Annotated in this window: 24 protein-coding genes; 12 read left to right on the top strand and 12 right to left on the bottom strand. The window is 70.1% G+C overall.

Annotation, left to right across the window (positions count from 1 at the left end; genetic code table 11):
• Nucleotides 1-177: 177 nt before the first annotated feature.
• From ABD250_RS17180 to ABD250_RS17170, 3 genes are all read right to left on the bottom strand, one after another.
• Nucleotides 178-1,458, bottom strand: coding sequence for a glycosyltransferase 87 family protein (locus tag ABD250_RS17180; RefSeq protein WP_182658322.1), 1,281 nt, complete (start codon nucleotides 1,456-1,458; stop codon nucleotides 178-180).
• Entirely contained in the window at nucleotides 1,455-2,978 is a 1,524-nt protein-coding gene (locus tag ABD250_RS17175; RefSeq protein ID WP_182616599.1) for a CCA tRNA nucleotidyltransferase, read from the bottom strand. Before ABD250_RS17175 ends, ABD250_RS17180 begins: the two co-directional genes overlap by 4 nt.
• Before the next feature lie 70 nt (nucleotides 2,979-3,048).
• Complete coding sequence (locus ABD250_RS17170; RefSeq protein WP_179523994.1) at nucleotides 3,049-3,381, bottom strand: putative quinol monooxygenase; 333 nt, start codon at nucleotides 3,379-3,381, stop codon at nucleotides 3,049-3,051.
• A gap of 187 nt (nucleotides 3,382-3,568) precedes the next feature.
• Between ABD250_RS17170 and ABD250_RS17165 the strand changes: the two genes are divergently transcribed.
• The 8 genes from ABD250_RS17165 (at nucleotide 3,569) to ABD250_RS17130 (ending at nucleotide 14,710) form a co-directional block, all read left to right on the top strand.
• The gene (locus ABD250_RS17165) at nucleotides 3,569-4,966 is read left to right on the top strand and encodes an NUDIX hydrolase (RefSeq protein WP_344393470.1); all 1,398 of its coding nucleotides are present in this window, start codon (nucleotides 3,569-3,571) and stop codon (nucleotides 4,964-4,966) included.
• The gene (locus ABD250_RS17160; RefSeq protein WP_344393468.1) at nucleotides 4,963-7,515 is read left to right on the top strand and encodes a hypothetical protein; all 2,553 of its coding nucleotides are present in this window, start codon (nucleotides 4,963-4,965) and stop codon (nucleotides 7,513-7,515) included. The genes ABD250_RS17165 and ABD250_RS17160 overlap by 4 nt, the downstream gene beginning before the upstream one ends.
• Nucleotides 7,512-9,347 carry a lipid II flippase MurJ gene (gene murJ / locus ABD250_RS17155; RefSeq protein ID WP_182641031.1) on the top strand — a complete coding sequence of 612 codons (1,836 nt, stop codon included), beginning with the start codon at nucleotides 7,512-7,514 and terminating at the stop codon, nucleotides 9,345-9,347. Before ABD250_RS17160 ends, murJ begins: the two co-directional genes overlap by 4 nt.
• 86 nt (nucleotides 9,348-9,433) lie before the next feature.
• Nucleotides 9,434-11,164 (top strand): protein kinase family protein, encoded by a 1,731-nt coding sequence (locus ABD250_RS17150; RefSeq protein ID WP_182658029.1) that lies wholly within the window; start codon nucleotides 9,434-9,436, stop codon nucleotides 11,162-11,164.
• Between the two features lie 150 nt (nucleotides 11,165-11,314).
• Nucleotides 11,315-11,941, top strand: coding sequence for an RNA polymerase sigma factor SigM (gene sigM / locus ABD250_RS17145; protein ID WP_182658030.1), 627 nt, complete (start codon nucleotides 11,315-11,317; stop codon nucleotides 11,939-11,941).
• Between the two features lie 133 nt (nucleotides 11,942-12,074).
• Nucleotides 12,075-13,007, top strand: coding sequence for a thioredoxin-disulfide reductase (gene trxB / locus ABD250_RS17140; protein ID WP_179523999.1), 933 nt, complete (start codon nucleotides 12,075-12,077; stop codon nucleotides 13,005-13,007).
• Nucleotides 13,008-13,085: 78 nt separating this feature from the next.
• Complete coding sequence (gene trxA, locus ABD250_RS17135; protein WP_179524000.1) at nucleotides 13,086-13,427, top strand: thioredoxin; 342 nt, start codon at nucleotides 13,086-13,088, stop codon at nucleotides 13,425-13,427.
• 92 nt (nucleotides 13,428-13,519) lie between these two features.
• Nucleotides 13,520-14,710: an N-acetylmuramoyl-L-alanine amidase gene (locus tag ABD250_RS17130; RefSeq protein ID WP_179524001.1), complete on the top strand. Its 1,191-nt coding sequence runs from the start codon at nucleotides 13,520-13,522 to the stop codon at nucleotides 14,708-14,710.
• On the opposite strand, the gene ABD250_RS17125 is transcribed toward ABD250_RS17130, so the two are convergent.
• From ABD250_RS17125 to rpmH, 9 genes are all read right to left on the bottom strand, one after another.
• Entirely contained in the window at nucleotides 14,698-15,393 is a 696-nt protein-coding gene (locus tag ABD250_RS17125; protein ID WP_182609581.1) for a hypothetical protein, read from the bottom strand. The two genes, ABD250_RS17130 and ABD250_RS17125, sit on opposite strands and share 13 nt — an antisense overlap.
• Nucleotides 15,390-16,490: a ParB/RepB/Spo0J family partition protein gene (locus tag ABD250_RS17120; protein ID WP_182640458.1), complete on the bottom strand. Its 1,101-nt coding sequence runs from the start codon at nucleotides 16,488-16,490 to the stop codon at nucleotides 15,390-15,392. Before ABD250_RS17120 ends, ABD250_RS17125 begins: the two co-directional genes overlap by 4 nt.
• Nucleotides 16,487-17,410 carry a ParA family protein gene (locus tag ABD250_RS17115; protein WP_182609579.1) on the bottom strand — a complete coding sequence of 308 codons (924 nt, stop codon included), beginning with the start codon at nucleotides 17,408-17,410 and terminating at the stop codon, nucleotides 16,487-16,489. The genes ABD250_RS17120 and ABD250_RS17115 overlap by 4 nt, the downstream gene beginning before the upstream one ends.
• A 108-nt stretch (nucleotides 17,411-17,518) precedes the next feature.
• Complete coding sequence (gene rsmG / locus ABD250_RS17110) at nucleotides 17,519-18,208, bottom strand: 16S rRNA (guanine(527)-N(7))-methyltransferase RsmG (RefSeq protein WP_241730504.1); 690 nt, start codon at nucleotides 18,206-18,208, stop codon at nucleotides 17,519-17,521.
• 285 nt (nucleotides 18,209-18,493) lie between these two features.
• The gene (locus ABD250_RS17105; RefSeq protein WP_179524006.1) at nucleotides 18,494-18,982 is read right to left on the bottom strand and encodes a Jag family protein; all 489 of its coding nucleotides are present in this window, start codon (nucleotides 18,980-18,982) and stop codon (nucleotides 18,494-18,496) included.
• A 129-nt stretch (nucleotides 18,983-19,111) separates the two neighbouring features.
• A complete protein-coding gene (yidC, locus tag ABD250_RS17100; protein WP_182609577.1) occupies nucleotides 19,112-20,302 on the bottom strand; it encodes a membrane protein insertase YidC in 1,191 nt (396 codons plus the stop codon).
• Nucleotides 20,303-20,315: 13 nt separating this feature from the next.
• Nucleotides 20,316-20,630, bottom strand: a complete 315-nt coding sequence (gene yidD, locus ABD250_RS17095; protein ID WP_182609576.1) for a membrane protein insertion efficiency factor YidD — start codon at nucleotides 20,628-20,630, stop codon at nucleotides 20,316-20,318.
• Complete coding sequence (gene rnpA, locus ABD250_RS17090; RefSeq protein WP_182609575.1) at nucleotides 20,627-20,992, bottom strand: ribonuclease P protein component; 366 nt, start codon at nucleotides 20,990-20,992, stop codon at nucleotides 20,627-20,629. Before rnpA ends, yidD begins: the two co-directional genes overlap by 4 nt.
• 18 nt (nucleotides 20,993-21,010) lie before the next feature.
• Complete coding sequence (gene rpmH, locus ABD250_RS17085; protein WP_179524010.1) at nucleotides 21,011-21,154, bottom strand: 50S ribosomal protein L34; 144 nt, start codon at nucleotides 21,152-21,154, stop codon at nucleotides 21,011-21,013.
• 530 nt (nucleotides 21,155-21,684) lie between these two features.
• On the opposite strand from rpmH, the gene dnaA reads away from it, so the two are divergent.
• From dnaA to ABD250_RS17065, 4 genes are all read left to right on the top strand, one after another.
• Nucleotides 21,685-23,187: a chromosomal replication initiator protein DnaA gene (dnaA, locus tag ABD250_RS17080; RefSeq protein WP_179524011.1), complete on the top strand. Its 1,503-nt coding sequence runs from the start codon at nucleotides 21,685-21,687 to the stop codon at nucleotides 23,185-23,187.
• Nucleotides 23,188-23,869: 682 nt separating this feature from the next.
• Nucleotides 23,870-25,045, top strand: coding sequence for a DNA polymerase III subunit beta (gene dnaN / locus ABD250_RS17075; RefSeq protein WP_182609574.1), 1,176 nt, complete (start codon nucleotides 23,870-23,872; stop codon nucleotides 25,043-25,045).
• Nucleotides 25,046-25,070: 25 nt separating this feature from the next.
• Complete coding sequence (gene recF / locus ABD250_RS17070) at nucleotides 25,071-26,333, top strand: DNA replication/repair protein RecF (protein WP_182609573.1); 1,263 nt, start codon at nucleotides 25,071-25,073, stop codon at nucleotides 26,331-26,333.
• Nucleotides 26,330-26,884: a DciA family protein gene (locus tag ABD250_RS17065; protein WP_179524013.1), complete on the top strand. Its 555-nt coding sequence runs from the start codon at nucleotides 26,330-26,332 to the stop codon at nucleotides 26,882-26,884. Before recF ends, ABD250_RS17065 begins: the two co-directional genes overlap by 4 nt.
• The last annotated feature ends 93 nt before the right edge of the window (nucleotides 26,885-26,977 follow it).

Raw genomic sequence — 26,977 nt, 5'->3', positions numbered from 1 at the left:
CCGAGGGCGAGTTCGGGCGCACCCTGCCATTGCGTCGGCTCACCGACGCCGTCTCCGAAGAAGTAGTCCATGCCCGGAATGGTGTCGCGGACGGCCGCGCCGGACCAGTGCCGAACGGCGATCTGTGGACAACCGATCCGCTCTCCACAGAGCCGCCCCTGACCTTGACGGACTCGGTCAGCGGGTGCCGCCGCGCACGAGGAGCGCCGGCGTGTCCGGATCGCCGTACCGGTCGGGGTCGCCGAGCCGGGCGGCCCGGACGCCGACGACGACGAGGAAGGCCACCGCCCAGACGAGGTAGGCGTCACCCACCAGGTGCTGGATCGGCCCCCACGCGAGCTCACGCCCCTCGTCGTGGGGGAACCACCACTGCGGTGTGGTCAGGAAGACCACGATGCCGGACCCGGCCAGGACGAGCCAGCCGCGCTCGTCGTCGTCGTCCCTCCCGGCGGCGCGTGCCGCCCACACCATCGTGAGCACGACGGCCGGCACGGACCACACCCAGTGGTGTCCCCAGGACACCGGCGAGCAGAACAGGGCGACGAACCCCACCGCGACCGCGGCCGCGACCTCGTGGCCGCGACGCAGCAACCGCCACGCCACCCAGGCGATACCGAGTCCCACCAGGGCGGACACCACGAACCACGCCACCGTTGCCGCCGTGTCCTCGAGACCCAGGCGGTGCACGAGCCCGTTGACCGACTGATTGGACGTGAAGGACAACCCGCCGATACGGGCGGGATCCCGGATGGCGAACGACCAGTAGCGGGCCGAATCGTCCGGGGTCAACAGGTGTCCGATGCCGGTGAAGGCCAGGGCGGCGAGGACCGCCGTCCCCAGGCCCCGCCAATCGCGACGCAGCGCGAAGTACAGCAGGAACACCGCGGGGGTGAGCTTGATCGCCATCGCAAGACCGGTGAGGCTCCCACCCCACCAGCGGCCCCGGCCGCGGATGACGTCGACCAACACCAACGCCATGAGGAACACGTTGACCTGACCGAACCCGATGGTCTCGCGCACCGGGCCGAACCACAGAGCCACGGCCATCACCGCGACCGTGACCCACCACAGCTCACGGATCGGGCGATCACAGGTGCGCGTGAGGACGAGCTGCACCACATAGGCGAGCACCGCGATGGTCGCCAGGGTGATGATGACCGACGCCGCGGCCAGCGGGACGAGCGTGAACACCGAGAAGATCTGCGCTGACAGCGGGGGATAGGTGAAGGGGAGCATGTCACCCCGCGCGAGCTGGGGGAGCTCGCCGTAGAGCTCGCCTCCGTCGCGGAAGACCTGCCCGCCGACCCGGTACACGTCCAGGTCGATGCGGTACGGGGGGATCTGCTGGAGGCCCGGGATGCCGATCGTGTGGAGCAACGTGCCGACCAGCGCCAGGACGGCGGCCACGGCCCTGCCCGCGGTCGAGGCGAGATAGCGGTCGACCGCGCCGCCGATCACGCCGGGTCGCCGTTCTCCGGGCGGTCGTTCTGCCCGGCCCACCAGCGGAGGAGCTCGGCCTCGGCCTCGTCACGGTCCAGCGGGCCGCGGTCCAGGCGCAACTCCTTGAGGAACGCCCAGGCGCGGCCGACGTCGGGCCCGGGCTTGAGGTCGAGCAGCGTCATGATCTCGTTGCCGTCGAGATCCGGCCGGACCCGGGCCAGGTCCTCCTTCTCCTCGATCTCGGCGATGCGGTGCTCCAGGGAGTCGTAGCTGGCCTGGAGCCTGGCCGCGCGTCGCTTGTTCCTGGTGGTGCAGTCCGCCCGGACCAGCCGATGGAGGCGGGGGAGCAGATCGCCCGCGTCGGAGACGTACCGGCGCACGGCCGAGTCGGACCACTGCCCCTCGCCGTACCCGTGGAAGCGCAGGTGGAGGAACACCAGTCCCGAGACGTCCTCGATCATCTGTTTGGAGTACTTGAGGGCGCGCATCCGCTTGCGCACCATCTTGGCGCCCACCACCTCGTGGTGATGGAAGGTCACACCGCCGCCGGGTTTGGCCGCACGCGTGGCGGGCTTGCCCACGTCGTGCAGCAGCGCCGCCCAGCGCAGCACCAGGTCCGGCCCCTCGGGCTCCAGGTCGATGGCCTGCTTGAGGACGGTGAGCGAATGCCAGTACACGTCCTTGTGCTGCATGTGCTCGTCGCGCTCCAGCTTCATCCCCGGCACCTCGGGGAGCACGCGGTCGGCCAGTCCGGCCTCACACAGCATGTTGATCCCGTCGATCGGGTAGTCGCCGAGGATGGTCTTGTCCAGCTCGGCGCGGACCCGTTCGACGGTGATCCTGTCGATCTCGGCGGTCATCTCCGTCATCGCCCGGAACACCCGCGGCGCGAGGGAGAAGCCCAGCTGGGAGACGAACCGGCAGGCGCGCAGCATGCGCAGCGGATCATCGGAGAACGACTGCTCCGGGGCGGCAGGGGTGTCCAGCACCCCGGCGAGCAGAGCGTCCATCCCGTCGAGCGGGTCGCAGAACTCGTGACGCCCGTCGGGGTGCAGGCGCACCGCCATGGCGTTGACCGTGAAGTCGCGGCGGACCAGGTCGCCCTCGAGGGTGTCGCCGAAGACCACCTCGGGGTTCCGGGTCACCCCGTCGTAGGAGTCCGCGCGGTACGTGGTGATCTCGATCTGCTGCTCGATACCGGAGGCGTCGTGCTTGACCGCCGAGAGGGTGCCGAACTCGATCCCGGTGTCCCACACGGTGTCCGCGTAGGACTCGAGGATGCCGCGGACCGTGTCGGGTCGCGCGTCGGTGGTGAAGTCCAGGTCGGTGCCGAGTCGACCGAGGAGGGCGTCGCGCACACTTCCGCCGACCAGGTAGAGCTCGTGGCCGGCCTCGCCGAACGCGGCCGCGAGAGGGGCCACCACGTCCGCGTGGTCGTTGAGAGTCGTCTGGGCGCCCGCCAGGAGCCGCACCCGCCGCGCCTCGTACTCCGCCGGGTCGGGCGGGGTCCCCGGTCCGTCCTGCAGTCCGGAGAACACCGCCGCGTCGTGGCGGTCCGATGAGGCGCGCGGGTCTGGGTGGGGGTTGCGGGCTGTCACAGCGGAGACCTTACCGAGTCGGTCCGGCCACCTTGGACCACAGCGGCTCCACGGCCTCGACCTCCGGGGGGCCGGTCAACAGGTCACCCGACTCCTCCAGGTACGCCAGGTACGCGGGGTTTCCGAGGAACTCCTGTGCCGCGGCGGCGTCGCGGTACTGCTGGAACACCAGCAGGACATCGGGGTCGGCGTGGGACGCGCAGAACACGTACGCCCGGTGCCCGTCGTTCGCCTGCACCGCGTCCGGCATGTGCCGGCGCCACACCTCGACCAGCTCGTCCCGCCGCCCCGGCTTGGCCCGGTGACGGAGGACCAGGGCGTGGCCTGCGGATCCTGAGCTCATGTCGCGGACTCTAGCCGTGGCCCGCCCGCTGACACCTGACCTGACCGTATCCGCGGGCGGCACGCCGACGATTTACGGAACACGCGACATCGGCCGGTAGCATCGATGGGTGTCCGAAGCCGAACGCCCCGTCGAACCGCGCGCTAACCCGCCGCGGCGGCGTCGTGCACGGCGGGCCGCCGGATCCGTGACGCCCACCTCGGATTCCGCTGGTCAGGGCTCCGAGCGCAGCTCCGGCCAGCGCTCCGACGGCCAGCGGACCGCGCAGGGACAGGACAAGCCCCAGCACCACCGGAGCAGCCAGGGCGGCCAGGGCCAGAAGTCCGGCAGATCCGGTCAACCCGCGCAGTCGGGCCAATCGGGCCAATCGGGCCAGTCGGGCCGGCCCGCGCAGTCGGGCCAATCGGGCCAGTCGGGCCGGCCCGCGCAGTCAGGCCAGTCAGGCCAGTCCGGTCAACCCGCGCAGTCCGGCCAGTCCGGCCAGCCCGGTGGCGGTCAGGCCCGTCAGGGTCGGCGCCGGCGTCGTGGTGGGCGGGGCCGGCGGGGCGGCCAGGGTAGGACCCCCGAGACCCAGCAGAACAACACCGGTCAGGGCGACGACACCCCCACGCAGTCCATCCAGACGGTCAGGTCCGGGGACGGCACCGCCGGCGCCACCTCGGCCCGCCAGTCCCCGCGACACCCCCGCACCCAGAACCGACCCAGGACCGGACCCGCCCAGTCCGCGACCTCGAACCCCTCCCGCGCCGCCGCTCCGGCCAAGTCGGGGACCAAGAACTCGGCCAAGTCCGGGTCCAAGCCGGGCGGGAAGCCCGGGTCGAAGGTGCCCGGGTCGAAGGTGCCCGGCGCGAAGGGAACCGGAACCAAGAACCCCCGGGGCGGTCGCGCGGGCGGACGGCACCCGCGGAACGGTCAACGTCTGCGGACGGTGCTCGAGACCTCGGCGGGCGGCCTCGTCGTGCGTGGGCTCGAACAGGCGGCCGCCGCGGGATCGGAGCCCGACCTCTCGCGCCTGGAGGTCGCGCTGATCGGACGCCTCGACCGACGTAACCGCATGTTGTGGTCGATGCCCAAGGGGCACATCGAGCCGGGCGAGACCGTGGAGGAGACCGCCCGTCGCGAGGTTCTCGAGGAGACCGGCGTGGACGGGACGGTGCTCGCCCCGCTCGGCACCATCGACTACTGGTTCGTCGCCGAGGGCCGCCGGATCCACAAAACCGTCCACCACCACCTCATCCGCTACGACCACGGCGAGCTGTGCGACGAGGACCCGGAGATCACCGAGGTCGCCTGGGTGGCCTTCGACCATCTCCCCAGGCGGCTCGCCTATCCCGACGAACGGCGGCTGGTGGAGTCCGCGCGGTCGCTGCTGCCGGACCTCGCCCGAGCCGAGCTGGCGGGGGAGTCCCCTGTGCCGCAGAACTCTCAGGTCGTGGACCCGTCCCGACGCGCGGGCGGCCCCGAACCGGTCCGCCGATCCGCGAGCGCCGGGACCCCGGCGGAGGCAGGCGAGATCCGACCCGGGTCGGGTCGCGGGCGCGGTGGCCGGCCACGCGGGGACGATCCGGAGGAGTCACGGCCGTGAACCGGCGGCCGGGTGGACGGCTCCTCAGGGCGGTCGTCCCCGTGTCGCTGTGCGCGGCTCTGGCATCGGCCCCGCTGTGGGGTGTCCCACCGGTCCGCGCCGTCACCCCCGAGCAGGCGATCGACGCGGGGTACGTCCCCAACCCGGCTCCGGCGCTCGCGCGGATCACGATCGACGACGTCACGCCCCGGGTCCTCGACGGCGCAGGGGCCGGCGGGCAGCTGGCCGTCGGCACGGTGGCCGGGGTGCCCACCGTCACCGTGTCGGGCACGATCATCAACGTCGGCGACGTCCCGCTCGAGTCGGTGGACGTCCGTCTCCAACGAGGCCCCCGCGCTCCCGACGCGGAGTCCGTCCGCGAGCCCCTGGTGTGGTCGGAACCGTCGTTCCCCGTCCAGGGGGAGTTCCTGAGGGCGGCGGTGACCCTCGCCCCGGGGGAGTCGGTGCCGTACCGGGTCTCCCTGCCCGCGCGCGAGATCCCCGGCGACCCCGGTCCGGACCTGCAGCTCACGGAGCCGGGCGTCTACCCGCTCCTCGTCAACGTCAACGGCACCCCGGAGGGCGGGTCGCCGGCGCGTCTCGACGACGCACGCACGCTGCTCCCCGTCCTGGAGGCGCCACCTCCCGCGCCGCTCCCCGACGACGACGACGAGGTGGGCGCCGCCGCGCCGGCGGACGTGCCCGGCCCGGCACCCCTCCCGCTGACCGTGCTGTGGCCGCTGGCGGCCTCGCCCTCCCGGATCGCCCTCGTCCCCGGCGAGGCGGGCCCCGAACCGGTGGTGGCCCTCACCGACGGATCGCTGCTCCGCGACCTCTCGGAGGACGGGCGGCTCAGCGGGCTGGTCCGGGCGGCGTCGGCCGCCTTCGACGGTCCCGGGGGTGGGGACCTGCGCCGGGCGACCTGTCTCGCGGTCGACCCCGATCTCCTCGGAACCGTGACCGAGATCGCGGAGGGTCGCCCGGTCGTGATCGACGAGGGGAACGGATCCCGCGATCCCGGGGGCGGCGAACCGGTCGACGGCGAGGCCGGGTCCGCCACCGTCGACGAGGCCGTGGTGGGGGATGCCTCCCGGTGGTTGGACGAGCTGCGGGCACTGGCCGAGGGCGGGTGCGTGGTGACCCTGCCGGCCGCGCAGGCCGATCTCGACGTGGTCTCCGCCGTCGGCTCCACCTCCCTGACCTCGGCCGCGCTCGATCGATCGGCCTCGGTGGAGCGGATCCTCGACGTGGCCCCGGTCCCGGATGTGCTGATCCCCGCCTCGGGAACGCTCGCTCCCGGCACCGCGCAGAGGCTGGGTGCCAGCGGGGGGACGGCGATCGTCGCCGCGCCGTCGACCCGCACCGACACCGGGCTGGTCCCGCCGACCGGGGTGGTCGGGTTGGCCGGGCCCGACGGCGGGCGGGCGCTCACCTACTCGGCCACCGTGGGGGCCTCGCTCGCCGCGACCGGCGAGATGCCGGAGAACCCCCGCTACTCGGACCCGGCCACCCGGTACTGGCTCGCCGCCGACTCCCCGGTCGCCCGCCTGCAGGACGCCCGGGCGGCCCTGCTGGCCCCGGTGATCGACGCCGCCACCGGTTCGGCCACCAACTCCTCCGCCGCCGCGGGAGACGACACCGCCGTGGCCGGACAGGGGGTCCTCGCGGTTCCCCCCCAGGTCTGGGGCGTCGACGAGGAGTCCGCGAACTCACTGCTCGAGACCCTCGGCGACCAGCTCTCCACAGGCCGGATGCGTGCGGTGCCGCTGTCCGAACGCCTGACCGGTCCCGTCACGATCCCCGAGGGGAGCCTCGCCGAGGACCCCACCGGAGCGGTGGACCCCGGACTCGCCGATCCCTTCGCGGACGACCCCGGGGGGGACACCGTCCGACGACTGGCGGGGGCGCTCTCGGGGACGGGGACCCTCCGATCGCTGGTGGACACCTCCGACCCGACCTCGGCGGATGCGGCCGCACACCTCGACCCGCTGGTGGGTGACGCCCTCCGGGCGATCTCGGAGACCGGTCGACGCGCCGGCGGGGACGGTCTCACCTTCGAGACGGGGACCGGTGTTGCCGCCCGGGACCGCGGCGCGACCCGCCTGGCGCGGCTCGGGGAGACGGTGACCGCCTCGCTGGCGCGCGTCGATCTCCTGACCCCGGGCAGCGTGTTCACCATGGCGAGTCCCAACAGTCCGCTCATGCTGGTGACCCGTAACGCGCTGCCGTTCCCCGTGCGCGTGGACGTGACCGTCACCGCGCCCGAGGACATCACCGTCGACCCGGTCGGTCTCATCCAGATCCCGGCCGCGGGCTCCCGCACCCTCCAGGTCCCCACCCAGTCCGACTCCGAGGGCGGGGTCCGCCACACCGTGGTCTTCGCCCTCCACGGGCCGGACGGGACGCGACTGTCCGACCCGGTCGAACTCTCGGTCCAGTCCGGTGGGTATCCCGTCGCGCAGGGCTTCGCGATCGCCGCGGCCGCACTCGCCCTCGTCCTGGGAGGCCGCCGGTACCTGCGCTACCGTCGGGGGATCCTCGACCCCGCGGACGAAGGGCACCGACCGTGAACGACGAGCAGGGTTCCCCCGAACCCGGGCTGCGTAGACCGGATCCCGGGCTGCGGGGCCGCCGCCGCGAATCCGGGAGCTGCGTCTCGCCACGCCCCGTCTCGCCGCCACCGGTCGCCGACTCGTTCGCGCCCGACTCGGTACCCGTCGACCCCGTGGTCCCGATCCCACCGGGCCCGGCGACCCGGGGCGGGGGGACCGGCACCACCACGCGGGACTCGTCCGACGCCTCGGTGATGCGGTCCACGGGGTCGATGGCCGTGGCCAACCTCGCCAGCCGGATCACCGGTTTCGTCCGGATGATCCTCATCCTCACCATTCTCGGCCCCGCCGTGGCCTCGGCGTTCAACACCGCCAACACGCTGCCCAACATGATCACCGAGCTCGTCCTGGGGTCGGTCCTCACCGCCATGTTCATGCCCCTGCTCGCCAGGGCGGCCCAGGAGGATCCGGACGGGGGGGTCTCGTTCATCCGGCGCCTGCTCACGGCCACCTCCCTGTTGGCGCTGGTCGCCACGGTGGTGGCGGTGGCCTGTGCGCCCCTGCTCACCGAACTCAACCTCGGGGACGGTGAGGTCAACACGGACCTCGCCACGGCGTTCGCCTTCCTGCTGCTGCCGCAGATCTTCTTCTACGGCGTCTTCTCGGTCATGCTCGCCGTGCTCAACTACAACGGGATCTTCCGACCCGGTGCGTGGGCCCCGGTCTGGAACAACCTGGTGGCCATCGCGACCCTGGCCCTGTTCGCCGTGGTCGGGAGCGGCATCGACCCGGCGGCCCCGGTCAACCTCCTCAGCGCCCCGATCCTGTTGCTAGGCCTGGGCACGACCCTCGGCGTGGTGGTGCAGGCCGCGGTCCTGCTGCCCGCGCTGCGCCGTGCCGGCGTGGTCCTGCGTCCCCAGTGGGGGCTGGACCCCCGGATCCGCCAGTTCGGGGGCAACGCCCTCGCCGGGTTGTCCTACGTGTTCATCTCGCAGGTCGGTCTGGTCATGACCAACCGCATCGGTTCCGCCGCCGACGAGGCGGCCATCGCCATCTACGGCACGTACTGGCTGCTGCTCCAGGTGCCCTACGGGATCATCGGTGTGACCCTCCTGACGGCCATCAACCCGCGGTTGGCCGACAACGGCGTCGCCGGGCGGACGGACGCGGTCGTGCGCGACATCTCGCTCGGCACCAGGCTGTCCCTCTTCGGTCTGTTGCCGATCATCGCCTTCATGACCGCCTTCGGCCCGACCATCGCGACCGGCCTGTTCCGGTACGGCAACTTCGACGCCCAGAACGCCGACATCCTCGGCCTCACCCTGGCCTTCGGGGCGTTCACCCTGGTGCCGTACGCGGTGGTCCTGCTCCAGCAGCGGGTGTTCTACGCCCGCGAGGACTACTGGACCCCGACCGTCATGATCCTCGCGATCACCATCGTCCGCGTGGTCCTGTCGCTCATCGTCCCGCTGGTCGCGAACGAACGCTCCCACGTGGTGATCGGCCTCGCCCTGGCCAACGGGATCGGCTGGGTCGTGGGCGCGGTGGCCGGGTACATCCTGCTGCGCCGCAGGCTCGGCTCCCTGCGAGGGCGGGAGACCGCGAGGTCGGCGGTCTGGACCCTCGGCGCGTCGGCTGCCGGAGCGCTCGTCGCCCTCGCCGTCGACACCCTCCTGCCCCTGGACCTGCTCACCGACTCGGTCGGCAGTATCGGCTACGTCTTCCGGGCCGGGCTCGCCGCGGTCATCACCCTCGTGGTCACCGGGTTGATCCTGTCGCGGTCACGACTCCCGGAGCTGGACGCCGTCACGCCCGTCCTCCGGGGCCTCGTGGGGCGTCTGAGGCGATAGTCGTCCCGGGCCGGGCGAACCGTACACTCGGGGGGTCAGGAGCGGGCGGATCGGCTGGACGGCCGCGTCATCGAGGAGGTCGACGGGTGGGCGATGCCAACGGTGTTCCGGCGCAGGGTTCGCCCTCGGGTCCACCGCGCCTGACCGCCGGGGGACTGGTCTCGGGTGGGCGGTACGAACTCCTCGAACCCCACGGCGGGGTCGCCGGTCAGGCGTTCTGGCGAGCCCGCGACAAGCGCCTTGGTCGCGAGGTCGCCTTGACCTTCGTCGATCCGCTGCCCGGCGAGCAACCCCCGGGCTCGGCGACGGGCGTCCTCGACCGCACCGTGGCGCTGACCAGCGTGTACTCGGACGGCCTCGCCCGCGTACTCGACGTGATCCGTGGCCGCGCCGGGGGCATCGTGGTGAGCGAATGGGTCCCCGGGCTCAGCCTCGCCGCCGCCGTCGGCGACCCCGATCCCGACTCGGCCGTGGCCGCGATGTGGGGTCTGGCCGACGCCGCCACCCGCGCGGCCGAGCACGGCCTGATCCTCGGGGTGGACTCCCCGGACCGCATCCGGGTCACCGAGGACGGGCGCGCCCTGCTGGCGTTCCCCGGCGTCCCCCGCGACACCGACACCCGGAGTGACGTGCGGGGGCTGGGGATGGTCCTGTACACGCTGCTCACCGGCCGGTGGCCGGGACCCCTGCCCGAGGGGTCGGAGTTCCACGAGCCACGGGACGGTCGCCCCGCGTCCGCGCCTGTGGACGACGACGACGAGCCGCTCGACCCCACCGTGGTCGGTACCGGCGTCCCGCCCGAGTCCGCCGTGCTGGCCATGCGCTCCCTCGACGGGTCGTCGGTGAGCTCGGCCGCCACCGTGCGGTCGATGATCTCCGACCGCGTCGGCGGGCCGGTCCGCGTCGCGTCCTCGAGGGGACACGCCGTTCCGGCAGCACCCGGACACGGTGACCCCGTGGCCGGTCCGCGCGACCGGGCGGGGGACGGGACGGGGGACGCGGTACGCGGCGTCGGTCCGGACCGGCAGTCCCACGGTGGGCTCGATACGGACCGGTATGGCGCAGACCGATACGACGCGGACCGAATCGACGAGGCCTACCCACAGCCGGACGAGGCCACCCAGAAACGTCGCTGGCAGATCATGGCCGGCACCAGCGCGGCGGCCGTCGTGGTGATCGCGCTGTTGTCCGCGTGGCTACTCGGGGCGCTGGCCGGTGGCGGCGACGAGACCCCCCTGTCCCAGCAACTCGACGCGATCGAACGGGCCGCCCAGGCCAGCAGGTCCGCCGCGACCACCGAGCCCGCATCGGACGAGTCGGGCCCGGGGGAGACCGAGCCCACCCGTGAGGCACCGTCCACGCCCGTCACGGTCTCGGACGTCACCTCGTGGCAGCCCGTCGGGTCGGCGGGGGTCGCAGAGAACTCCTCGAGCGCCCCGAACGTCGCGGACGGTGACAGGTCGACCTCGTGGTCCACCGACACCTACCGCAACCAGCTCGGCGACGGCGGGGCCGCGTACAAGCCCGGGGTGGGCCTCCTGTTGACCCTCGACGGCGAGCAGGAGACCCGGCGCGTGGTGGTCCACTCGGACGACGACGGTGTGCGCTTCGAGGTCCGGGTCGCCGACAGTGCGTCCCCGGACTCTCTCGAGGACACCACCCTGCTCGGCGAGGGGACGATCCGGGACGGCTCGGGGACCGTGACGATCGACGAGCCCGAGGAGTCCCGGTACCTGATCGTGTGGTTCACCCGGCTCGGTACCTCCGGCCCCGAGTCGTACGCGGCGTCGATCAGCGAGATCCTTCTCACCCGGTGATCCGGCCCGGCCACGGCCGAGCCCTCCCGGCCGCATCGACGACGAGAGCGACGTCGCGAGCGAGGTCGCGAGCGAGGTCGAGCCGGCTGCCCGCTCCCGGGCCCGAGGTGACAGCCCCACGGCGGTCCCCGCCGCGTTAACGTCACCGCCGTGAACACCAGCGCCGTCGACGATCTCTCCACGGTCACGGGACGCTCCCCGCTCACCGCCGGGTCGCGCCTCACGGCCGGGTCCGCGCTCTCGGACGTCCAACTGCTCGACGCGCACATCGCCGGCGACCCGGACGCGTTCTCCGCCCTCGTCCGGCGCCACTACGACTACCTGTGGCGGCTGGCCATACGGACCTCCTTCAACCGTGAGGACGCCGCCGAGGCGCTCCAGGACGCCCTCATCTCGGCGTACCGGAAGGCCGACTCCTTCCGCCACGCCTGCCCCGTCCAGGGTTGGCTCTACCGCATCGTGGTCAACGCCTGCCTGGACAAGATGCGGTCACAACGCCTGCGCACCCACTCCGAGCTCACTCCCAGACTCCACGAGGAGATCTCGCTGCGGGACCACTTCTACCAGGACCCCGCCTACGCGATCATCGTCGCCGAGGCCCTGGCGGAGCTGCCCACCGACCAGCGGGACGCGGTCGTCGTCGTCGACATGCTGCGCTGCACGGTGGCCGAGGCGTGCCACCTGCTCAACGCCCGCCCCGGCACCATCAAGAGCCGGTGTTCGCGCGGGCGGGCCAAGCTCAGCGTGCTGCTCGCGGGGGTCACCCTCACCGACTGAGGGAACAACACCGACCCGCCGGGTGTTGTCGCCTTAGTAGATCCATCGATCGGCATAGTGGTTCCGCAGATCGTGTGGATCCGCAGATCGTCCCGGCCCACGTTCCCCACCCGCCAAGGAGTCCGAAGAACCCATGAGCGACACCCTCCACGACGTCATCATCGTCGGATCCGGCCCGGCCGGGTACACCGCCGCCATCTACTCCGCTCGGGCCGAGCTCAAGCCGGTGGTGTTCGAGGGTTCGCAGTTCGGCGGTGCGCTCATGACCACCACGGAGGTCGAGAACTTCCCGGGCTTCGCCGAGGGGATGATGGGCCCAGACCTGATGATGCAGATGCGGGAGCAGGCCGAGCGCTTCGGCGCCGACCTCCGCATGGAGGACGTCACCTCGATGGACCTGGCCGGCGAGGTCAAGATCGTCCGCGTGGGGGAGGAGGAGCACCGCGCCCGCGCCGTGATCCTCGCCATGGGCGCCGCCGCACGCTACCTCGGCGTCCCCGGCGAGCAGGAGTACCTCGGCCGTGGCGTGAGTTCCTGCGCCACCTGCGACGGATTCTTCTTCCGGGACAAGCCGATCGTCGTGGTGGGCGGCGGCGACTCCGCCATGGAGGAGGCCACCTTCCTCACCAAGTTCGGTTCCTCGGTGACCATCGTGCACCGGCGGGAGGAGTTCCGCGCCTCCAAGATCATGCTCGAACGGGCCAAGGAGAACGAGAAGATCTCGTTCGTCCTCAACACCACGGTCGACGAGGTGCTCTCGGGTGCCAGTGGATCGGTCGAGCGCCTCAAGCTGCGCAACACGGTCACCGGTGAGACGAGCGAGCTCGAGACGGCCGCGATGTTCGTGGCGATCGGTCACGACCCGCGCTCCGAATTGGTCCGGGACCAGGTGGAGGTCGACGAGGACGGGTACGTCCTCACCGGCCAGACCACCGCGACCTCGATCCCGGGGGTCTTCGCCTGCGGCGACCTGGTGGACCACCGCTACCGGCAGGCCATCACGGCCGCCGGTTCGGGGTGCGCCGCCTCGATCGATTCCGAGCGTTGGCTCGCCGAGCAGGCCTGACCCCCACCGGGCGGACCCGATCCGCGCGGGCGGGACACCCGGGACGCCCACACCCCCACCCCGAAAGGACCCACCACAATGGCCGTGAACACCCCTAACATCATCGACGTGACCGAGGACGACTTCGCCGAGGCCGTGCTCGCCGCCAGCGGGTCGAAGCCCGTCCTGGTGGACTTCTGGGCCACGTGGTGCCGCCCCTGCACCATGATGGCGCCGGTCCTGGACGAGCTCGCCGGAGCCGAGTCCGACAAGCTCACGGTCGCCAAGGTCGACGTGGAGGCCAACCAGGAGCTCGCCGCCGAGTACCAGATCACCGCCATCCCGGCGATGCTGCTGTTCTCCGAGGGCAAGCCGGTCAAGCGCATCACCGGAGCGAAGTCCAAGTCGGCGCTGCGCACCGAGCTCGGGGACGTCCTCTAGACGCCCCGCCCACTCGGGTGCGCTCCGGGCACGTCCGCGCCGGAGGCGGTAAGTTCATCCGGGTACCCAGTCGAGTGGAGCGGAGGAGAACCATGGCGTGGCGACGCGGTGACCGTGGGCCCGAGGTGGCCTCGATCCGGGCGACCCTCGCGGGAATGGGCCTGTTGCACAACATCGAGTCCGTCGGGGTCACCGAACCCCAGACCGGATCGATCCTGGCCCGGACCGACGCCGTGTTCGACGCCGACCTGGAGACGGCCGTCCTGGCCTTCCAGCAGGCCCGTGGGCTCATCTCGGACGGCATCGTGGGTCCGTCGACCCAGGCGGCGCTCCATGACGCCACCCACGTCCTCGGGACCCGCGATCTCAGCTACATCGTCTCCAGGCCCATGGCGGGAGACGACGTGGCGCAGTTCCAGCGTCGGCTCGGGGAACTCGGTTTCTACGCGGGACTGGTCGACGGCACCTTCGGTCCCCTCACCCATGCCGCGGCGACGGACTTCCAGCGGGACTGCGGCCTGCCCGCGGACGGCGTCGTGGGAGCCGAGACCCTGGACACCCTGAACAGGTTCTCCACCCTGTTCAAGGGTGGGGACGTCTCCTCGCTGGTCGAGCGCGAGCGGGCGCGGACCTCCGGCCCGATGCTCGCCGGCAAGCGGATCGTCCTGGACCCCGGCCCCAGCGGTTCGGAGAACCCGATCCGCATGGACACCCCGCACGGAACCATCACGGATGCCGAGCTGCTCTGGGACATCACCCGGCGGTTGTCCGAGCGGATGAACCAGGCGGGGGTCGAGGTCTTCCTCTCCCGGCCGGAGGCGATGATCCCGACCGACCCCGAGCGCGCCGAGATCGCGAACGCCTTCAACGCCGATCTCATGATCTCGCTCCGCCTGGACCGGCATCCCAACCCGGTGGGCAACGGTGTCGCCACCTTCTACTTCGGCAACTCCCTGGGTGCCGAGTCGATGCTCGGGGAGGCGCTGTCCGGGTTCATCCAGCGCGAGATCGTCAGTCGCACCAGTCTCCGCGACTGTCGCACCCACGGGCGGAGCTGGCCCCTTCTCCGGATGACCCGGATGCCGTCCATCCAGATCGTCCTGGGGTACGCCTACAATCCCCGCGATCTCTCCATCCTCGGGGACCGCACCGCACAGGACACCATCATCGACTCCATCCTCGTGGGGGTGAAGCGCCTCTACCTACTCGACGAGGACGATCACCCCACCGGGTCGATGTCCGTCAACGAGCTGATCGACTACGAACAGCGTCAGCGGGACTGACGTCCCGCCCGCGGGTCCACCGTGTGCCGGGCGGTCGCCCCGGACAACACCCCCAGCCTCCTGGTGGCGAATCCCCGCTCCGCGAAGAGCTGATCGAGCGCCCTCTCGACGTCGGCCTTCCAGAGATGCTCACTCTCGATATCGAGTCGGAGTCTCGGATGGGTCTCGTGCTCGGCCACGACGGTGAACCCGTGCTCCACGAGGAAGCCGGTCGGAGCGATGCACGACTCCGAACCACACGTGTCACGTGACAGTACGTCCCCGGTGTCCCCGGACGTCACCCCGAAGGCCTCAATCGCCTTGATTCCGCGTCGGCGCAGATCCACCACCACCGCATCGAGGAGCGAGGTCAGCGCACCGCCGGGCGCCCCGTGCTCGATGCTCAACCCCGCCAGGAGGATGGCGTCCGAGCCCACCGGGGAGGTCGGGAAGCAGGCCGCACGCGGCACCATCCCGGGGGGCGCGTAGAACGCCGCCCCGGTCGAGCGGTCACCATAGCTGGCTATCTGACCACACACACCCCATTCCAGGGACACGTGGGAGATCCACGCCTCCTTCTCGAACTCGGGATCCCCCGGCTCGTCCTGGCCGACCTGCCCGTCAGTCTGCCAGTACACACATTTGCGAGCCCGGGGCCCTAGCTGGTCCACGGCGGAGAGGTCGAGCGGCCGGATCGAGTTCATCGCGGCGATCCGGGCGTCCCGCCCTCGAGTAGCGTCAGGACCCGGTTCAGGTCATCGGCGTCGCCCACGTCGATCGTGATGCGCCCCTTTCGCCGCCCCATGGTGACCGACACCGACGTCTCGAAGCGATCGGACAGTCGACCCGCCACCGCCTCCAACTCAGGATCCCGTCGGCGACCCTGTGGCGCGGGGGAGGGCCTCGACGCCGTACCGTCGCCCTCCCGGTTCAACAGTGTGACGATCTCCTCCGTGGCCCGGACCGACAGGCCCTCCGCCACGATTCGCGCTGCGAGCTCGTCCTGGGCGGGCGCCCCGGCCTCGAGGCCCAGCAGTGCTCGGGCATGGCCGGCGGACAGCACACCGGCCGCCACTCGGCGCTGGACAGCGGTCGGCAACTGGAGCAGACGGATGCTGTTGGTGATGGCCGGACGCGACCGACCGATCCGGGTCGCGAGCTCGGCCTGCGTCACGTCGAACTCCTCAAGGAGCTGTTGGTACGCCGCCGCCTCCTCGAGGGGATTGAGCTGGACCCGATGGATGTTCTCGAGAAGCGCGTCCCGGAGGAGATCCTCGTCGTCGGTCTGCCGCACGATCGCCGGGACCGTCGGGAGCTCGGCCCGTTGGCTCGCGCGCCAGCGTCGCTCGCCCATGATGAGCTGATATCGGCCGGCCGCGATCTCACGGACGACGATCGGCTGGAGGAGCCCGAACTCTTTGACGGAGTGAGCCAGCTCGGCCAGCGCCTCTTCGTCGAAATGGGTTCGGGGCTGTTTCGGGTTCGGCTCGATCGCCGACGGAGGGATCTCGCGATACACCGCGCCGGGATCCACGAGGTCGTCGGTTTCACGTGAAACATCGTCGTCCCTCGCACCGTCCGGACGGGGTGTCCGATAGGCGTCGTCGACGGAGACGTTGCTCGCTGCCGACGTCCCCGGACCGCTGGACCTCGGCCTGGGGGGAGTGGTCCGCGGACCACCGCCCCTCGGACCCAGGATCACGTCGGCTGCATCACTGCCCAGACGTGGACCCTCGTCCGGCCCCGTGGGGATCAGGGCGGCGAGCCCCCGGCCGAGACCACCCCTGCGTTGCTGACTCATCGACTCTCCTCCGTGCCGGTGGACACGCGGCCGTCCTCCACGTGTGAGTGCAGACGATCCGCGCGGCTGTTGAGCTCCTTCGCCGCGTCCAGGTACGCGAGAGCGCCGCGGGATCCGGCGTCGTACTGGAGGATGGTCATCCCGTACCCGGGAGCCTCCGACACCTTGACGCTCCTCGGGATGACGGTACGGAGCACCGTGTCACCGAAGTGGGTACGGACCTCGCCGGCGACCTGCTCTGCGAGCTTGGTCCGTCCGTCGTACATCGTCAGCATGATGGTGGATATCTCCAACGACCGGTTGAGGTGCTGCTGGATCAACTCGACATTGCGCAGCAACTGGCCGACCCCTTCGAGCGCGTAGTACTCGCACTGGATAGGGATCAGCACCTCACTCGCCGCCACCATCGCGTTCACCGTGAGCAGTCCCAACGAGGGGGGACAGTCGATCAGGACATAGTCAATGCCCAACGACACGAGGTCCTCGCTGTTGAGCACCTCGGCGAGCCGATGCTCCCGGTGGTCGAGGCCCACCAATTCGATCTCGGATCCCGCGAGATCGATCGTCGCCGGGATACAGAACAGACGCTCGGCATGGGGACTGCTCTGCATGAGGTCTTCCAGGGCGTGTTCCCACATGAGGAGCTCGTAGCTCGACGGGGTTCCCTCCCGGTGATCCACTCCGAGCGCGGTGCTGGCGTTGCCCTGCGGGTCCATATCGATCACCAGGACACCGAGACCACCGAGGGCGAGAGACGCCGCAAGATTGACCGTCGAGGTGGTCTTACCCACCCCACCCTTCTGATTGGCGATGGTGATGATCCGCGGATGCGGGGGCCTCGGCAACGCGGGGGCGTCGCCGTGGAGTACCTCGTTCGCCTGCCGTGCGGCCGCGAAGATCGGGGTCTCGTCTTCGGACATCCGTCACCTTTCAACTACCTGTCAGAGCAACTCAGCGCATCGTCCCGATGCCCCTGCCGCCAGTGTTTCACGTGAAACCGACATCGCCCGCTGCGATTCCGACGGACATCACCGATGCCGTGAACCGCGTGCGCGAGAGCGGGAGCCACGGCTACCCACTCTAGTCGCGAGCGTCGCAATGACGAGCCTCGTCTCCTCCGCATCCGGCGCGGACACGACCTCGACGCGCGCACCATCAAAGCCCAGTTTCCGGAGGGCCCGCTCGTCTCGTTCGATCTCGTCCGCGGCGGAGGCACCCTTCAGCGCCACCATCCGACCACCCGGTCTGAGCAACGGCGCAGACCATCCGGCGAGCCGCGAGAGCGGAGCGACGGCCCGCGACGTCACCACGTCAGCACCGCCGGCGTCTGCGATCACGCCCTTCTCCTCGGCACGACCGCGCACCACACGAACATCCAGTCCCAGTTGGTCGACCACCTCGAGCAGAAAGGTCGACCGACGGAGGAGGGGCTCGACCAGAGTGATGCGGAGATCGGGTCGGGCGAGCGCGAGCGGGATGCCCGGTAGGCCGGCGCCGCTGCCGATGTCGACCACCGACTCGTTCTCCATGAACCCGACGGCGGCCGCCGCACTGTTGAGTACATGTCGGTCCCACAGCCGCGGGCGCTCGCGTGGTCCCATCAGCCCCCGCTCCAGACCGGCGGTCGCGAGGATCTCCACGTACCTGGCCGCGAGGGGGAGACGGTCGCCGAACACTGAACCCGCGCCGGCGGGAGGTTCCGGGGGAGTCTCGACCATTGACGTCTCACTCGTATCGTCCCGGGCGTCATCGCTTGTGGACGCATCGACCTCGTCACGTGTCGTTTCGTGCCCTGTGTCCTCGTTCATGTCACCGTCGTCCTCTTCCGGCGCGAATCGCCTCTGGTTTCACGTGAAACATCCCCCGAATAACATCGATGTAAGTAGCCGTGTCCGCACCACGCTCAACCCCTACATGACGCCGGGGGCGCGGGCTCCACGCCCGCGCCCCCGTTAGTCTCGCTGTCCGGCACTCGAACCGGCTCGGTCAGTCCGGCAGCTCGGTCAGGTCGGCAGGACCACGACCCGCCGATTCGGCTCGGCCCCGGTCGAGTCCGAGGACACTCCCTCTATCTCCGCTATCGCATCGTGGATGACCTTCCGCTCGAACGGGGTCATCGGCTCGAGCTCCTCGGGTTCGCCGGACTCGAGCACCCGCAGTGCGGCCACCCGACCGGCCTCGGTCAACGCCTCGCGTTTGGCAGCGCGCCACCCGGAGATGTCCAACATCAACCGGCTGCGATCTCCCAGCTCCTGCTGAACGGCCAACCGGGTCAGTTCCTGCACGGCGTCGAGAACCGCACCGTCGGAACCCACGAGGCGATCCAGATCCTCGCTCCCGTCGATGCTGACGATCGCACGATCGCCCTCGACATCCAGATCTATGTCCCCGTCGAAGTCCAGGATGTCCAAGAGCTGCTCGAGGTAGTCACCGGCCACCTCGCCCTCCTCGACAAGACGCTCCTCCGACACCTCGATGTTCTTCTTCGACATGGATCTGCCTCCGTCATCGCCGCCGATCGCCGCGCCCGTCCTGGCCGGCGAGTACTCACCCCAAGTATGGGACAAGGTCCCCGATGCCGGGGCATCGGGGACCTTGTCGGTGGTCTGACTGACCTGCGGTCAGCGTTTACGCTTCTTCTTCTTGCCCTTACCGCTTCCCCCGCCGCTCTTCTGTGCGGGGCGCGTCCGTTGACCGCCCGGCTGCTGTGGTCTCTGACCCGGCCGAGGAGCCGCGCCCGGAGAGGGCGCGGGAGCGACCGCCGGGGCGGCGTCCGGGTCGTCGTCGTCATCCGACGTCACACCGGCCACCGTCTCCTGGGAGGCCACGGCGGTACCTGTCGGGGCACCCCGGCCCCTCTTGGGGTTGACGGGCTTCACGCCGACCCTCGGGGCGAGGGACTTCTGCTCCTCACGGCGCTTGAGGGCGGCCACGTCGTCCTCCTTGGCCATCTTCTCGAAGAGGTAGTACTGCTGGCCGAGGGTCCACAGGTTGTTGGTGACCATGTAGACGAGGATCGCCATCGGCCAGAACGCGCCGGTGACCAGGATGCCGATGGGGAAGGCCCACAGCATCAACTGGTTCATGATCTTGGCCTGCGGGTTGGCCGCGGCCTCAGGCGACTGGCGGGACAGCGAGATCCTGGCGTTGAGGTGCGTGGTGACCGCCGAGACGATCATCAGCGGGATGGCCACGATGATGATGTTCCAGCGCTCGAAGTCCAGTGCCGCCCCGGGGTCGACGAACGCCTGGAACTGCTCGATCGGCTGGGAGATGAACGACGACAGGGGAGCGCCGAACAGCCGCGCGTCCAGGAAGCTCTGGACCTCGTCCGCGTTGAAGACGTAGTTGCCGGTGTTCCGCGTCTCCTCCGCGCTCATACCGAGCGCACCGAAGTTGTTGCCCATCCGGTTGAAGGACCGGAGCACATGGAACAGACCCAGGAAGACGGGGATCTGGATGAACATCGGCAGACAACCGAGGACCGGATTGAACCCCTCGGACTTCTGGAGCTTGCGCGTCTCGGTGGCGAGCTTCTCGCGATCGTTCTTGTACCGCTTCTGCAGCTCCTTCATCCGCGGCTGCATCTCCTGCATCTTCCGCGAGAAGCGGATCTGCTTGGCCGCCGGCCAGAACAGCAGGATGCGGAGGGTGACCACGAGGAAGATCACGGAGAGCGCCCAGATGGCGCCGTTGGAGTCGGGTGACTCCACCCAGGGAAGAAAGCCCCCGAGGAACGCGAAGATCTTGTGCCAGAACCAGAGGATCCCGGAGATCGGGTAGTAGACCAGAGGGTCGGTGATGAACGACATCGGTGGTGGAGTCCTAGCTTCGTTCGGAGTTGTCGGGATGCTCGTGGGGATGATCCGCGGGATCGTCGGGGGCGCGGGGCTCGGAGGAACGGGATTCCGGGACCGGATCCCACCCGCCGGGAGTCCAGGGACCACACCTCAACAACCGCCACACCGAGAGCCACGTCCCGTACCAGGCGCCGTGCACTCGAACGGCCTCGACCGCGTAACTGCTGCAGGTGGGTTCGAACCGACAGCTCGGTGGGGTCAGGGGCGAGATCCCCTTCTGGTAGAAGTCGAGCATCCACAGAAGGACCCGGGCCACGGGGCCGTGGCGGCCCTCGGTCATGACCGCTCCTCACGAGCACGCGGCACCGCGGAGGACAGACCGGAACGCATATCGCGGACCAGATCGTCATGGGAGGCCGCCGCAGAGGCCGGATTGGCCCTGACCACGATCAGGAGATCGGGATCGAGCTCCGCCAGCAACTCGGCGGCGATATGACGAAGCCGCCGGCTGACACGGTGGCGGGTCACCGAGTCACCGACGGCTTTGCTGACGACCAGGCCGAAACGAGGACCGCCCACGCGGACGTCCGAAGAGTCCACGTGGGCGTGTACGACCATCGTCCGGCGGCCCTTCCTCGCACCCCTCCGCACCACCGCCGCGAAGTCAGCGGAACGGTGGAGCCGGTGGGTCCTGGGAAGCACCCGCCACCCCGGCCCGGATCAGGCCGTCAACGAGGCGCGGCCCTTACGGCGGCGAGCGCCGACGATGCCGCGTCCGGCGCGCGTGCGCATCCGGAGACGGAAGCCGTGCACCTTGGCACGACGACGGTTGTTCGGCTGGTAAGTCCGCTTGCCCTTGGCCATGATTGGCTCCTCACGTGAAGTAGGCGCCACTCGTGCGCCCGATCGAGTTCCTGATGTCGTCGAAACACCACTGACGGGCGGTACCACGACGCGCCGCACGCCTCACGGGCGCGCGACAGACTGCTCAAGATTACGCGCACGATGGCCTCGCCACCAAACCGTGTAATCACATCCGCACCATCGGTACCACCCTGCAGGCCACGGCAACACGCCGGGACGCCGGATGCTTGACATCCGCCCTCCAGTTGATCTTGAGGGTTGCCCACGAGTTCACGGTGTTGTTACGGTCATTCATCATCGAGCCCCACCCGGGCCGCCTAACGTAATCACGACGCAGCAGACCCCACCCTCACGCACTGGAGACCGAACCCGCCACCGCGGGGCCGGTCTATCTTCCACAGCTGTGGACAACCATGTGGATACCGCGTTGGACCTGGGTCGGAGCCTGTGGATAGAGTGTGGTGCCCGGCCGGGCCGAGAGGGTCGGCCACCCGGAACCGCTTCACACCGACGAGAGGAGACCGCCCACCGTGTCTCCTGACCTCGAACACGTGTGGAGCGCGGTCCTCGACAAGCTGACCGACCCGTCTCTGGCCAGCGACGACAATCCCGCGTTGTCCCGCCAGCAGCAGGCCTGGTTGCGTCTCGTCCAACCGATCGCCGTGGTCAACGGGTTCGCGATGCTCGCCGCGCCGTCCGCGTTCGCCCGGGACAACATCGAGTCGATCCTGCGCGGGCCGATCACCCGCGCGCTCAGTTCCCAACTCGGGGAGCCCGTCGATCTGGCGGTCAAGGTCGACACCTCCCTCGCCGGCCGGCACCACCACTCCGATGCCGACGATCCCCGGATCGACGTCGACGAGATACACCGACCCGAGCCGGAGGCCTCCCATCCACCGGCCACCTCGCGCCCGGTCCGCATGACCGAGGAGCAGATCGCGGCCGAACGACTGCTGCACGGCAGCGACCGCGACGAGGCCCTGTCGGCGGCGACCGCGCCTGGACTCAACGAGCGGTACACGTTCAGCGCGTTCGTCCAGGGGAACTCCAACCGGTTCGCCCGAGCGGCGGCGCTCGCGGTCGCGGAGGCCCCGGCGCGCGCCTACAACCCGCTGTTCATCTGGGGCGAGTCGGGGCTCGGCAAGACACACCTGCTCCACGCGATCGGGCACTACTCCCTGAGGATGTACTCCGAACAGAAGGTCAAGTACGTCTCGACCGAGGAGTTCACCAACGACTTCATCAACTCCGTCCGCGACGGCCGCCAGAACATGTTCAAGAAGCGGTACCGCGAGGCCGACATCCTCCTGGTCGACGACATCCAGTTCCTCATCGGCAAGGAGCAGGTGCAGGAGGAGTTCTTCCACACCTTCAACACGATCCACAACGCCCAGAAGCAGATCGTCATCTCCTCCGATCGGCCCCCCAAGCAGCTCCAGCCCCTCGAGGACAGGCTGCGTACCCGCTTCGAGTGGGGTCTCATCACGGACATCCAGCCGCCCGAGCTCGAGACGCGAATCGCGATCATCGACAAGAAGGCCAAGTCGGAGAACTACGTGGTCCCCCGCGATGTCCTGGAGCTGATCGCCACACGCGTGCAGCGCAACATCCGCGAGCTCGAGGGTGCGCTGATCAGGGTCGTCGCGTTCGCCTCCCTCAACGGACACGAGATCGACGTCCCGTTGGCCGAGGTGGTCCTGCGCGACGTGGTCTCGGACGACGATTCCCTCCAGATCTCGGCCGCGACGATCATGGCGGTGACCGCGGAGTTCTTCTCCACCAGCATCGACGAGCTCTGCGGGACGTCGAAGACCCGGTCTCTCTCCCGCGCCCGCCAGATCGCGATGTACCTCTGTCGAGAGCTCACGGACCTCTCGCTACCCAAGATCGGCGTCACCTTCGGCGGCAAGGACCACACCACGGTCATGTACGCCCAGCGGAAGATCCTCAAGGAGATCAAGGACGACCGGCGCATGTACGACCAGATCCAGGAGCTCACCGCCCGGATCAAGGAACGCTCGCGGTCTCTCTGACGGCTCTCCGACCCGTCCCCCCGGCCGCACACCCACGCGATCCCTCTGCTGCTCCTGCGGCGGCTCGTCCGTGCGCTCGCCGATGCCTTCGTCCGTGCCCTCGTCGGGCCGGACCGCTCGGTTCCGCGTGGCTCCTCGTCGGGCCGCCCCCCGAGTGGCCCGGCGCCGCACACGCCCGCCCCACGGACCACCCCCGGTTCTCGAGAGGCGGAGTCGTGTGACCGTTCCGACATGTAAATGTGACCCCCCTCATACCATGTGCCACACCCTTCACACCTGTGGACAACTCTGTGGGTTCCTGTGGACCGGCGGTGGACAGACGGTGGACCGAAATCTGTGATTCCACCCGCGCCGCTCGCAAGTCACAGGATGAGCCGATTCGGTCCACAGCCACAATCGCACCCTGAACTGCGTAGACAGGCGTCGGCTCACAATTTCACAGGACCTACTACTACTACTTATCTCTCTAGAGAGTTCTTGTAAGAAGTAGGTATGTGGAACGGCGAGCCTGCTTGACCGGGTTACAGGACTCCGTGTTCCCGCTGTCGGCGGGAGCGGTTACTCTCATGGAGATGATCCGGCGGACCCCGTCGGACGCCAGAGAACGCCCGAGACCGCAGCCGCGAACAGACCACTCGTCCAGATACCGGCGGTACGCGCCCCGCCCAGAAAGAGGTCACCGATGGAGATCACGGATCCGACGTTCCGCGTCACCCGCGAGGACTTCGCCGATTCGGTGGCCTGGGTGGCGCGGACCCTTCCGTCTCGACCGTCGGTCCCGATCCTCGGCGGGGTTCTCCTCGAGGCGGACTCCGGTCTGACCATCTCGGGTTTCGACTACGAGACCTCCGCGCAGGTCTCCGTCCCGGCCGAGGTGTCCGAGCCGGGGAGCACCCTGGTGTCCGGTCGGTTGTTAGCCGACATCGCCCGCGCGCTCCCGGACCGTCCGGTCGAGGTCACGGTGAGCGCCCAGAAGATGTACATCAACTGCGGCACCGCCAAGTTCACCCTGCCCACGATGCCGGTCGAGGACTACCCGCAGCTGCCGGCGATGCCCGGGGTGACCGGATCGGCCGCGGTCGACGCGTTCTCCGAGGCCGTGGCCCAGGTCGCCGTGGCGGCCGGCAAGGACGACACGCTCCCGATGCTCACCGGCATCCGGATGGAGATCGAGGGACCCCGGGTCACCCTCATCGCGACCGACCGGTTCCGCCTGGCCATCCGCGATCTGGAGTGGGAACCCGCTCGCGAGGACGTGGCCGTGGAGGTCCTGATCCCGGCCAAGACGTTGTCCGACGTGACCCGGTCGGCGGGCCAGGGTGGGCGTGTCGACCTCAGCCTGGGCGCGGGCTCGGAGGTCGGGGCGGACGGCATCATGGGCGTGCTGGTCTCCGGGCAGCGCACCACGACGCGGCTCCTCGACGCCGAGTTCCCCAAGGTCCGCCAGCTGCTGCCGACCCAACACACCTCGATGGCGGTCGTCCAGGTCGACGCGCTGGTGCAGGCCATCAAGCGCGTCGCGCTGGTCGCGGACCGGGGAGTGCAGGTCCGGATGACGTTCTCCGACGGCGAGTTGGCGCTCTCCGCGGGCGGGGATGACGCGGCCCAGGCCTCGGAGACCCTCCCCGTCGACTTCCTCGGTGAGCCCCTGACCATCGCGTTCAACCCCGGTTACCTGTTGGACGGGCTCGGCAGCATGCACTCGGCGCGCGTCGCGTTCGGGTTCACCCAGGCCAGCCGTCCCGCGGTCCTGCGCCCCGCTCCCGAGGAACTGCCCTCCCCGGACGCCGACGGCGCGATCGCCCCCGTCGACTCGAACCACACCTACCTGCTCATGCCGGTCCGCCTGCCGGGCTGACCCGGCTCTCCCGAAGCCGCCCGGCATGCACCTGCGTCACCTCAGGCTCCTGGATTTCCGATCCTGGCCTCTGCTCGAGCTGGAGCTGGAGCCCGGGGTGACCACACTGGTGGGGCGCAACGGTCACGGGAAGACGAACGTCCTCGAGGCCGTCGGGGTGCTGGCCACCCTGAGATCGCACCGGGTTGCAGCCGAGGCACCGATGATCCGCACGGGCGCGGAGACGGCCATGATCGCCGCCCTCGCCCACAACGCCGGACGTGAACTCACCGTGGAGCTGGCCCTCAACTCGGGGCGGCCCAACCGGGCGCGGCTCAACACCTCGCCCTGCCGCCGCCTCGGCGACATCCTCGGGGTGGTGCAGTCCGTGCTCTTCGCACCCGAGGACCTGGCCCTGGTCCGGGGGGAACCGGCCGAGCGTCGCAGACTGCTCGACGAGCTCCTGGTCCAACGTCGGCCCGCCCACGGGGGCGACCTCGCCGAGTACTCCTCTGTTCTCCGACAGCGGTCGGCCCTCCTCAAATCCGCCTCCGGCGTTCTCCGGCGCGGGAGGGGGGAGGAGGCGGAGGCGGCCCTGGACACGCTCGACGTGTGGGACGGTCGTCTCGCCCAACTCGGGGCGAGGATCGTCGCGGGGCGCGTCCTCCTGCTCGAGGAGTTGCGACCACTGGTCGTCGATGCCTATCGCGGTCTGGCGCCGGAGTCCCGTCCGGCCGATCTCGCGTACCGGTTCCGGGTCGGCGCCGCGCCGGAGGAGTCCGAGTTGGCCGACCCCGAGCTCGTCGAGGCTGTCCTGCTCGCCGAGCTCGGGAGGAGACGCCAGGACGAGATCGACCGGGGGATGTCCCTCGTCGGACCTCACCGGGACGATGTGGTCCTGTCGCTCGGTGACGAGCCCGCCAAGGGGTTCGCCAGCCACGGCGAGACGTGGTCGTTCGCCCTCGCCCTGCGCCTCGGATCGCTCGAACTCTTCCGGGCGGACGGCATCGAGCCCGTCCTGCTCCTGGACGACGTGTTCGCCGAACTCGACCGCCACCGCCGTGCCGCCCTCGCGGCGGCGGCGACCGGCGTCGAACAGGTCTTGGTGACCGCGGCGGTCGGCGAGGACGTCCCGGACGGATTGCGGGGGGTCCGTCATGACGTGGTGATGACGGGGGAGGGCGCGGGTCGTCACTCGGACATCACGGTGTCGCGCCGCGCCGCCGGACGTCACGACGAGGTTATGGACGACGACCAGAACGACGGAGACGACGACACCGCACCCTCGACCAGGGAGGTCCACAGGTGACCGACGATCAGCGGAGGGATCCGATAACACCGTCCGACCCGCCACAACGCGGTTATGACATCGCGAGGCAGGCCCTCGAGGAGGCGCGCACACGGGCTCGTGCGGACGGCAAACAGGTCGGTCGCGGGCGGACCGGTCCGGTGGGAGGCGGGAAGCGGCTGCGCAAACGTGGCTGGACCGGGTCGGGTGCCGACCCCTGGGATCCCCAGCCGCTCGGGCGACTCGTCGGCCAGGTCGCCAAGAGACGGGGTTGGGACGACAAGGTCACCACCGGTCGGCTGTTCGCGGAGTGGGACCGCATCGTCGGCGAGGACATGTCCGCGCACGCCACCCCGGAGCGACTCGAGGAGGGCGTGCTGTACGTCCGCGCCTCCAGCACCGCGTGGGCGACCCAACTCCGGCTCGTGGCGGCCGACATCCTCCGCAAGATCGCCGCGGCCATGGGACCGGGTCACGTGCGTCGCCTCAAGATCGAGGGCCCCGAGAAACCCAGTTGGCGGAAGGGCCCGTTGCACGTGTCCGGTCGTGGGCCGCGGGACACCTACGGCTGAGGGGCGGAGCCACCCGGGTGGCCATCGGGCCCGTCCTGGCGAGCCCGGGGGCCGCGCGCGGGTTGTCGCAGGTAGACTGGGCCGGTCCCAGAC

It is taken from the genome of Dietzia cercidiphylli, from assembly GCF_039531545.1.
Taxonomy (GTDB): domain Bacteria; phylum Actinomycetota; class Actinomycetes; order Mycobacteriales; family Mycobacteriaceae; genus Dietzia; species Dietzia natronolimnaea.
This window is presented reverse-complemented; position numbering and strand designations above follow the sequence as displayed.

Bases quoted from the DNA above. Each gene is read 5' to 3' on its own strand.
- ABD250_RS17105 (WP_179524006.1), bottom strand. From the start codon at position 18,982: ATGTCGAAGAAGAACATCGAGGTGTCGGAGGAGCGTCTTGTCGAGGAG.
- yidD (WP_182609576.1), bottom strand. From the start codon at position 20,630: ATGACCGAGGGCCGCCACGGCCCCGTGGCCCGGGTCCTTCTGTGGATG.
- trxA (WP_179524000.1), top strand. From the start codon at position 13,086: ATGGCCGTGAACACCCCTAACATCATCGACGTGACCGAGGACGACTTC.
- yidC (WP_182609577.1), bottom strand. From the start codon at position 20,302: ATGTCGTTCATCACCGACCCTCTGGTCTACTACCCGATCTCCGGGATC.
- ABD250_RS17125 (WP_182609581.1), bottom strand. From the start codon at position 15,393: ATGAACTCGATCCGGCCGCTCGACCTCTCCGCCGTGGACCAGCTAGGG.
- ABD250_RS17170 (WP_179523994.1), bottom strand. From the start codon at position 3,381: ATGAGCTCAGGATCCGCAGGCCACGCCCTGGTCCTCCGTCACCGGGCC.
- recF (WP_182609573.1), top strand. From the start codon at position 25,071: ATGCACCTGCGTCACCTCAGGCTCCTGGATTTCCGATCCTGGCCTCTG.
- ABD250_RS17115 (WP_182609579.1), bottom strand. From the start codon at position 17,410: ATGTCCGAAGACGAGACCCCGATCTTCGCGGCCGCACGGCAGGCGAAC.
- ABD250_RS17130 (WP_179524001.1), top strand. From the start codon at position 13,520: ATGGCGTGGCGACGCGGTGACCGTGGGCCCGAGGTGGCCTCGATCCGG.
- rsmG (WP_241730504.1), bottom strand. From the start codon at position 18,208: ATGGTCGAGACTCCCCCGGAACCTCCCGCCGGCGCGGGTTCAGTGTTC.
- dnaN (WP_182609574.1), top strand. From the start codon at position 23,870: ATGGAGATCACGGATCCGACGTTCCGCGTCACCCGCGAGGACTTCGCC.
- trxB (WP_179523999.1), top strand. From the start codon at position 12,075: ATGAGCGACACCCTCCACGACGTCATCATCGTCGGATCCGGCCCGGCC.
- rpmH (WP_179524010.1), bottom strand. From the start codon at position 21,154: ATGGCCAAGGGCAAGCGGACTTACCAGCCGAACAACCGTCGTCGTGCC.
- ABD250_RS17120 (WP_182640458.1), bottom strand. From the start codon at position 16,490: ATGAGTCAGCAACGCAGGGGTGGTCTCGGCCGGGGGCTCGCCGCCCTG.